Source organism: Bradyrhizobium sp. WSM1743 (genome assembly GCF_000473065.1).
In the GTDB taxonomy this organism is placed as follows: domain Bacteria; phylum Pseudomonadota; class Alphaproteobacteria; order Rhizobiales; family Xanthobacteraceae; genus Bradyrhizobium.
In genome coordinates, this window is sequence record NZ_AXAZ01000092.1 from 21,708 (window position 1) to 27,707 (window position 6,000).

Genomic DNA, 6,000 nt, shown 5'->3' on the forward strand with positions numbered 1-6,000 from the left:
TCTTGATCGACTACCGTTAGCGGATTTCGACGTGGGATGTCCTACATTGCGGCTCATCGCGCAGCGCGCACGTTCGCGTAGCATGAGAGTCTGATCTTGATAGCGAGCAGCACGGGGAGAACGGGATCTCTTCACGATTTCGCCCGTGCCGGCGTGAGCGGGCCCGCCGGCGCCGCACGCATGAGACTGGCCAGCAAGAGCCCGACGATCGCAGCCCAGAAGGCGACCTGGAAGCCGTCGATGATGGACAGGACGTTGGCTTCACGCCGTACGAACGAGGCCAACATGGTCGTGGCGCGCGCCAAGGCCGTCTCCGCGTCGGCGCTATGCTGGACAAACCGGCCGGTCAGGCCACGGAGAGCCCGTGCCACATCGCTATCTCCCGCAGTAACGTGCAGTCCGATGAGGTTCGAATGGACCTGCCTGCAGGAAAAATGATGCAACCAGCACTTCGCCGAGCAGCCGGCGGTATTTGTGCATGGCCTGGAGAAACCAGATGATGTCGAACTTGCGCGCCAGATCGGAAAGAGACGCCCGCCGCGTCATCAGCACGATGCGGCCGGTCCACCCCTGCTCGAACTCGGCGCGCTTGACGACCTGCAGACGGTTGAGCGCGGGGTCGTGAATGAGCACATCTTCGGTGCCGGCCTTGCCAAGAATCGCAAAGGATCCGTCGTGCCGTTCGACGATGGCAGGCAATGGCGACAAAACGGTCGGCGAACTCAAGGCTCAGCTTTGTCGCGATTTCGTAGATTGGTCTACGGGCTCGCCGAACGACAACAACAGGAAAGCCGGCTTCAAGCCTCGCAACGGTACGGTCTCGGACCAGACTGCGCGACGCCGACTTGAGGATTTGCGGGCTGCCATTAACGCGTATCACGCGGAACACACGCTTAACGTGGTGCCAAAGATTACGCTGCCTCCAAAGGCGGAGGGGCGGCACCGATGGTTGACACGTAATGAAGCCGCCCGATTGCTCGGTGCTGCGATTGGCTACGTGTGGGACAATGAGCGGGAGACCTGGAAACGCAGGGAAGATGGCAAGCTCGTGAGACGTGAGCGATGGATTATCCGCCGCCGCTACCCGGCTACGCGCTTCACTCTGGTTGGCATATACAGCGCCCGCCGCGAGGAGACGATCCGCCGAACACAGTGGCTACCAACAACGACCCATCCGTGGATGAATCTGGACGCGATGGTGTACCAAGGCAAGGGTGCGTTGGAACGGTCAACCAAGAAGCGACGACCGCCCGCAAAGATTGCCAGCCGGCTACGCCCTCACTTGGTCCGCTGGCGGAAGATCGACCAGACGCGCTCGTCCGAGCTGCGAGCGGCGGGCCTTTTGAAGGATGGCGAGCAGATACGCTTCGTCGTCAACCGGATGCACGATGGTCAGCCGCTTGCTGGCAAGATCAGATCGGCCTGGGAGGGCATCCTGGAGGATGCCGGGCTAGGCGATGACGTGGTTCGCCACTCCTTGCGCCACACCGCGGCGACCTGGCTCATGCAAGCAGGCGTCGATATGTGGGAGGCCGCTGGCTGGCTTGGGATGACCGTGGAGCAGCTCGAGGCCAACTACGGCCATCACCACCCGGATTTCCAGGAAGAGGCCGCAGAGGCGTTTGGGGGAAGGCGCTGAGCTGAACCTATTCGCCGCGGGCTATTCGCGCCGGAGGTCGGCCAAAATAGGGCTCGTAGGTCTCGAGGGAAGACTTGTGGTGCCTGATCATGTCCTGCGTGACATCCCGCCAAGGCCCATTTCCTTCGCCCATTTCCTTCACGTTCCCCGATCGTCATTTTCCCGGCTTCCAGCGGCGCAAGATCGTCCCGGATCTGCTTTATCTGCTCCTCGACGTCTTTGACGTAAGCCTTTAGATCGAGGGGCATGGCTGCCGTGCCCCAAATCGTTGCGCATTTCATTGCGCCAAAAAAACATAGAAACTATAAGTACTTGAAATGATGGTCGGAGTGGCAGGATTCGAACCTGCGACCCCTGCGTCCCGAACGCAGTGCTCTACCGGGCTGAGCCACACTCCGACAAGAAGGCGGCTTATAGCGTCGGGTTTGACGCACTGCAAGCGGCCGAGATGAGGAATTTTATCCCTGTGAAAACGGGTCTTGAAACACGGATTTTGCCGGCCGGCGAGGCCGGCGCGGAAGTCGCCGCCCGGACCTTGGCGGCCGGCGGGCTGGTCGCGTTTCCGACCGAGACGGTCTACGGGCTAGGGGCCGACGCCGCCAATGCAGCCGCGATCGCCCATCTCTATGCCGCCAAGGGACGGCCGGCGTTCAATCCGCTGATCGCGCATGTTGCCGACCTAAAGGCCGCACGGCGGATCGGACGGTTCGACGCGCGCGCGTTGAAGCTCGCCGAGGCATTCTGGCCGGGGCCGCTGACTTTGGTGGTGCCGAAGACGGAGGGCTGCCCGGTGGCGGATCTCGCCACCGCCGGCCTCGACACGGTCGCGATCCGCATTCCCGCCCACCCCGTGGCGCAGGCGATCCTGCGCGCCTTTGGTGGGGCGGTGGTGGCGCCGTCCGCCAACATCTCCGGCCACGTCTCGCCGACGCTGGCCGCCCATGTCGACAGCGACCTTGCTGGGCGGATCGACCTGATCGTCGACGGCGGGCCGGTCGCGGTCGGCGTCGAATCGACCATTGTCGGCTGCTTCAACGCGCCGATGCTGCTTCGTCCCGGGGGGCTCTCGCGCGAACGGATCGAGGCGGTGCTGGGTGCGCCGCTGGCGCGACCGCCGATGGAGGTCGAAAGCGACGACAGTCAGCCGCTGGCGCCAGGCATGCTGGCCTCGCATTACGCGCCGCGCGCCAATGTGCGGCTCGATGCGCGCGAGGTCATGCCCGGCGAGGCGCTGCTGGCGTTTGGGCCGTCGCGCCTGCCCGGCATTGACGGCGCCGCGGCCGTCATGAATTTGTCGCCCACCGGTGATCTCGATGAAGCCGCTGCCAATCTGTTCGGCTATCTTCGCGCCCTTGATGCGCAAAGCCCGCGGTCGATTGCGGTGATGCCGATCCCGGAAGAGGATTTGGGCGAAGCGATCAACGACCGGCTGCGCCGGGCTGCGGTTGCCCGATAAGAAGCTTGAGAAGAGACACGAGAATGAACGTCAATAAATCCGCCACCCCGCCGCTTGCGCCCGAGCTGATCGACCAATTTCGCAAGATCGTCGGCGAGCGCCACGCGATCACCGATGCGGCCGATATCGAGCCTTACGTCACCGAGGAGCGCAACCTGTTCCACGGACGCTCGCCGCTGGTGCTGCGCCCGGGCTCGACGGCGGAGGTCTCCGCGATCTGCAAGCTCGCCTCCGCGCACAACATCGCGCTGGTGCCGCAGGGCGGCAACACCGGGCTCGTTGGCGGCCAGACGCCGCATAATGGCGAGGTGGTGGTGTCGCTGCGCCGGCTCGACAAGATCCGCGAGGTCGATACCGCCTCCAACACCATGACCTGCGAGGCCGGCGTGGTGCTGCAGATCGCGCAAGCGAAGGCGGCGGAAGTGGACCGGTTGTTTCCGCTGTCGCTGGGCGCGGAAGGCAGCTGCACCATCGGCGGCAATCTCTCGACCAACGCCGGCGGCACCGCCGCGCTCGCCTATGGCGTCGCGCGTGAGATGGCGCTGGGCCTGGAGGTGGTGCTGGCCGACGGGCGTGTGCTGAACGCGCTGTCGAAGCTGAAGAAGGACAATACCGGCTACAATCTGCACAACCTCTTCATCGGCGCCGAAGGCACGCTCGGCATCATCACGGCGGCGACGCTGAAACTGTTTCCGAAGCCGCGCGCGATCGAGACCGCTTTCGTCGGACTGAAATCGCCGGCGGCGGCGCTCAAGCTGCTCACGATCGCACAAGGCGAAGCCGCCAATGCGCTGACGAGCTTCGAGCTGCTGTCGGAGATGGCGGTGGACTTCGCGGTCCGCCACGGCATCGACGTGCGCGACCCGCTTGAGGCGAAGCATCCCTGGTACGTGCTGATGGAATTGTCCACTCCTGGCGAGGACGCCCGCACGCCGCTGGAGACGGTCCTCGCCCGCGCCTTGGAGGAGGAGATCGTCGACGACGCAGTGATCGCGGCGAGCCTCGCCCAGCGCGGTGCGTTCTGGAAGCTGCGCGACGAGATGTCGGCGGCGCAGAAGCCGGAGGGCGGCTCGATCAAGCACGACATCTCCGTGCCCGTTGCCGCGGTGCCCGCCTTCATCACCGAGGCCGATGCCGCGGTGGTGAAGCTGATCCCGGGCGCGCGGCCGGTGCCTTTCGGCCATCTCGGCGACGGCAATCTGCACTACAATGTCAGCCAGCCGGTCGGCGCCGACACCGCGGACTTCCTGGCGCGCTGGCACGAGATGAACGCGGTGGTGTTCGAGATCGTGCTGCGCATGGGCGGCTCGATCTCGGCCGAGCACGGCATCGGCGTGCTCAAGCGCGACGAGCTGCCCGAGGTGAAGGACAAGACCGCGATCGAGCTGATGCGGTCCATCAAGGCGATGCTCGATCCGCAAGGTATCATGAATCCGGGGAAGGTGCTGTGAGCGCCTCTCTCGCGATCGCTTCGATCTCGGACGCCGATACCGAAGAGGTCGTCGCGCTGTGGCAGCGCTGCGGCCTGACGCGGCCCTGGAACGACCCGCATGCCGACATCGCGCTGGCGCGGCGGCGCGACAATTCCACCGTGCTGATCGGCCGCGAGGCCGGCGCGATCGTCGCCACCGTCATGGTCGGCCATGACGGCCATCGCGGCTGGGTCTACTATGTCGCGGTCGATCCTGACAGCCAGAAGCGCGGCCATGGCCGCGCCATCATGGCAGCGGCGGAAGATTGGCTACGCGCGGCCGGAATTTCGAAGCTGCAGCTCCTGGTCCGCCGCGAGAACGCGCAGGCCAATGCGTTCTATGGCTCGCTGGGTTTCGAGCTATCGACGTCCGTGATGTTCCAGAAGTGGCTCGACGGCCGCGATACTACTCCCTAAGACTGAGGCGAGATGCCGCCGCCGAACGCGGTGCGCTCCCTCGCCCCGCCTGCGGGGAGAGGCGAACGACACCGCCGCGATCGACCAGATGAGACACTAAGTCATGACCATTTCCGACCGCGTCCGCATCAAGGACGTCCGCGTACTCTCGGACAATTGGACGCCCCTGAAGAACACCACGTTCGAGTACCGGCGCAGCAATGGCGAGTGGCAGACGCAGCAGCGCGAGACCTATGAGCGCGACAACGCCGCAGCCGTCCTGCCCTACAACCTTGCACGGCGCACGGTGATCCTGGTGCGCCAGTTCCGCCTGCCGGCATTCATTCGCGGTTATGACGATCTGCTGATCGAGGCCGCCGCCGGCGTGCTCGACGATGCCGCCCCCGAGGTGCGCATCCGCGCCGAAGCCGAGGAGGAAACCGGCTATCGCCTGCACCACCTCCACAAGGTGTTCGAGGCCTTCATGAGCCCGGGCGCCATCACCGAGAAGCTGCATTTCTTCATCGCCGAATACGAGCCTTCGATGCGCGTCAGCGACGGCGGCGGCCTCGAGCACGAGGGCGAGGACATCGAGGTGCTGGAGCTTTCGATTGACGAGGCGCTGGCGATGATCGCCGACGGCCGCATCATCGACGCCAAGGCGATCATGCTGCTGCAATACGTGGCGCTGCATGTGTTCAGGTGACTTGCTTACCCTCCCCTGGAGGGGGAGGGTCGATCGCGCGTAGCGCGAGCGGGGTGGGGTGATCTCTCCACTCGGGCACTGTTGAATGCGGAGAGACCGTCACCTGAGCTGCTGCCGGTTTGATGGACACCAGGTTAAGCTAATCCCACCTTGCGCTCGAACTCAACCGGGCTGAGATAGCCGATGGTCGAGTGCCTGCGGATCGTGTTGTAAAATCTTTCGATATAGTCGAACACGTCGGCTCGTGCCTCGTCTCTGGTTCGGTAGATCTTGTTGGCGGTCCGTTCGGTCTTGAGCGACGAGAAGAAGCTCTCCATCGCCGCGTTGTCCCA

8 protein-coding genes and 1 tRNA gene are annotated in these 6,000 nt (G+C 64.5%); 5 read left to right on the forward strand and 4 right to left on the reverse strand.

Annotated features, from left to right (window positions below):
• Positions 1–131: 131 nt before the first annotated feature.
• Both YU9_RS0134660 and YU9_RS0134665 read right to left on the reverse strand, forming a co-directional pair.
• On the reverse strand, positions 132–371 hold the full coding sequence (locus YU9_RS0134660) for a hypothetical protein (protein ID WP_027576869.1): 240 nt from the start codon (positions 369–371) through the stop codon (positions 132–134).
• A gap of 4 nt (positions 372–375) precedes the next feature.
• Positions 376–699: a cysteine peptidase family C39 domain-containing protein gene (locus YU9_RS0134665; RefSeq protein ID WP_027576870.1), complete on the reverse strand. Its 324-nt coding sequence runs from the start codon at positions 697–699 to the stop codon at positions 376–378.
• Between YU9_RS0134665 and YU9_RS43445 the strand changes: the two genes are divergently transcribed.
• Entirely contained in the window at positions 689–1,639 is a 951-nt protein-coding gene (locus tag YU9_RS43445) for a tyrosine-type recombinase/integrase (protein ID WP_051380616.1), read from the forward strand. The genes YU9_RS0134665 and YU9_RS43445 overlap by 11 nt on opposite strands.
• 321 nt (positions 1,640–1,960) lie before the next feature.
• Here YU9_RS43445 and YU9_RS0134675 read toward each other — a convergent pair.
• Positions 1,961–2,037, reverse strand: a tRNA-Pro gene (locus YU9_RS0134675).
• Positions 2,038–2,105: 68 nt separating this feature from the next.
• Here YU9_RS0134675 and YU9_RS0134680 point away from each other — a divergent pair.
• From YU9_RS0134680 to YU9_RS0134695, 4 genes are all read left to right on the forward strand, one after another.
• Positions 2,106–3,095 (forward strand): L-threonylcarbamoyladenylate synthase, encoded by a 990-nt coding sequence (locus tag YU9_RS0134680; RefSeq protein WP_027576871.1) that lies wholly within the window; start codon positions 2,106–2,108, stop codon positions 3,093–3,095.
• Between the two features lie 23 nt (positions 3,096–3,118).
• Positions 3,119–4,546, forward strand: a complete 1,428-nt coding sequence (locus YU9_RS0134685) for an FAD-binding oxidoreductase (RefSeq protein ID WP_027576872.1) — start codon at positions 3,119–3,121, stop codon at positions 4,544–4,546.
• The gene (locus tag YU9_RS0134690; RefSeq protein ID WP_027576873.1) at positions 4,543–4,983 is read left to right on the forward strand and encodes a GNAT family acetyltransferase; all 441 of its coding nucleotides are present in this window, start codon (positions 4,543–4,545) and stop codon (positions 4,981–4,983) included. The genes YU9_RS0134685 and YU9_RS0134690 overlap by 4 nt, the downstream gene beginning before the upstream one ends.
• A 103-nt stretch (positions 4,984–5,086) precedes the next feature.
• Positions 5,087–5,668, forward strand: coding sequence for a GDP-mannose pyrophosphatase (locus YU9_RS0134695; RefSeq protein WP_027576874.1), 582 nt, complete (start codon positions 5,087–5,089; stop codon positions 5,666–5,668).
• 134 nt (positions 5,669–5,802) lie between these two features.
• On the opposite strand, the gene YU9_RS0134700 is transcribed toward YU9_RS0134695, so the two are convergent.
• On the reverse strand, positions 5,803–6,000 hold a 198-nt coding region (locus tag YU9_RS0134700; protein ID WP_027575595.1), incomplete at its 5' end, for an IS3 family transposase.

Excerpts from the sequence above, each read along its gene's own strand:
- YU9_RS43445 (WP_051380616.1), top strand. The coding sequence starts at position 689 with ATGGCAGGCAATGGCGACAAAACGGTCGGCGAACTCAAGGCTCAGCTT.
- YU9_RS0134685 (WP_027576872.1), top strand. The coding sequence starts at position 3,119 with ATGAACGTCAATAAATCCGCCACCCCGCCGCTTGCGCCCGAGCTGATC.
- YU9_RS0134695 (WP_027576874.1), top strand. The coding sequence starts at position 5,087 with ATGACCATTTCCGACCGCGTCCGCATCAAGGACGTCCGCGTACTCTCG.